The following is a 1628-nucleotide window of genomic DNA, read 5'->3' on the forward strand; positions in this document are numbered from 1 at the left end:
TAGCGACCCCAAAGGTATGAAGTTTTTGCGCCGCCCTCTCCGGAGATCTGGCCCTAGGACCAGATCTCCGGAGAGGGCTTTTTTCAACAGCAAGCTGTTGCGTTTATCAGTTGAATCCAAGGATATAAACAAGCCCAATAAGGTGCTGTACAATAAAATTTTTATGATTAATTTAAAACTTCAATGCGGAAACAATATCCAAGACCTATCAAACAGGTACTCCGCAAGAATTAAGCGAGCAAGAAATGATAAGAATAGAAGGTGGGGGTTTCTGGGTTCCTTTTATGGCCATTGGAGCCGCAGCTGCGTCAGCTGTGGCAATTTATGATGCAGGTAAAGCAACTGGTGAGTTTATTTTTCAAATTACACATTAAATCCAAGGATAAATAATAACATTATGGATAAGCTTTTAAATCTTTTGTCTGAAAATTTGTTTTTAAGGTTGATTTTAGTGGTGCTTTCAGTTTATTCTATTTATCAGATGGGAATAAGATTTGGTGAATTTATTTACTTTATAATCCACAAATAAGAAAAACTAATCCACAGAATATTTTTTTGTGGATTAGTTATTTTAAAATTGCGACAATACCGTAGATTGAATTGGCTAGCCCAGGCAAAACCATGTAACAATCGCTAGTGAGATCGTCACGCAACGCCTGGGACAACTACGTAGGTTTTGGTTGCCATAAAAATGTTTGTTTTAAACTGCTGACAATCGTTGTCTTAACAATTACGGCCCATTGGCATTCCCTGACAAAATATTCCGGGGTCCCGTACTGAAAAGGTAGATTGGGGCGGATTGGTAGTTGTTTTTTCTCTTTTTGGTTGGCAGATCCAAATGTTTTTGTCCGACTTAACAAATGGGCCCAAGGCTTTAAATATAAATTTTTACGCCCTTTTTGGTATAGCCATTTTTGGCAACTGGCTTATCCGTTCTACTCCGTTTCTCTTATCTTAAATGGGTCTCGTCGGGTGTCGAAAATGTGGGCTATGTCTATTCTCTTTTTTGGCTCGTTAATCCAGTAGATGATTTTGTAACTTTTAAAGACCAAGTACCTAAAACCTTGGGGGCGGCCAGATAAAAGCTCCTCCTTTTGTCCAATGTAAGGCTGTCTTTCAAGTCCTATGGTATGGTTTACTATAGAGTCAACCAACTTTCTTGCGACATCTATACTTTTTGATTTGCGTTTATAGTATTCAAAAATGTCCTCAAGTCTCTCCTTTGCAAATTCTGTCCAAAAAACGGTTAACTCCATTTTTTGATTTCCTGTTTCAAATGCTTAGCGCTGATAACCCTGTCATTTGCTGAGTCCTCCAATGATTGGTCAATGTCCGCATTAAACTGCTCTATCGACATTGGTTCTAAGGTCTTTTCATACAGTTCCGCCCTTCGCTTTTTCAGCATTTTTTCAAGTCCGCTGATTATATCCTCATTTTGAATACGCAGAACTTCCTGTATAAAGGTCAATTTTCTGGTTTTTAAGTCCATTTTCAATCTGTTTTACTCAAATTTACAAATTCTGTTCCTAAAGTTGATTTTAATCCGTTTTTTTGAGCTTGTTGCCAACGAAGGTAAACACTGTACCTTTTTCCTTCTCCCCCCCCCCCGCTCGCGCGAGCGCCACGCC

Annotated in this window: 3 protein-coding genes; 1 reads left to right on the forward strand and 2 read right to left on the reverse strand. The window is 38.9% G+C overall.

Annotated features, from left to right (window positions below; genetic code table 11):
* Positions 1-194 precede the first annotated feature (194 nt).
* Positions 195-374 (forward strand): class IIb bacteriocin, lactobin A/cerein 7B family, encoded by a 180-nt coding sequence (locus tag ACKWCC_RS19210; RefSeq protein WP_413997591.1) that lies wholly within the window; start codon positions 195-197, stop codon positions 372-374.
* Positions 375-935: 561 nt separating this feature from the next.
* On the opposite strand, the gene ACKWCC_RS19215 is transcribed toward ACKWCC_RS19210, so the two are convergent.
* A complete protein-coding gene (locus tag ACKWCC_RS19215) occupies positions 936-1256 on the reverse strand; it encodes a type II toxin-antitoxin system RelE/ParE family toxin (protein ID WP_413997589.1) in 321 nt (106 codons plus the stop codon).
* The gene (locus ACKWCC_RS19220; RefSeq protein WP_413997590.1) at positions 1247-1489 is read right to left on the reverse strand and encodes a hypothetical protein; all 243 of its coding nucleotides are present in this window, start codon (positions 1487-1489) and stop codon (positions 1247-1249) included. Before ACKWCC_RS19220 ends, ACKWCC_RS19215 begins: the two co-directional genes overlap by 10 nt.
* Positions 1490-1628: the final 139 nt, after the last annotated feature.

The organism is Maribacter aquimarinus (assembly GCF_047345505.1).
In the GTDB taxonomy this organism is placed as follows: domain Bacteria; phylum Bacteroidota; class Bacteroidia; order Flavobacteriales; family Flavobacteriaceae; genus Maribacter.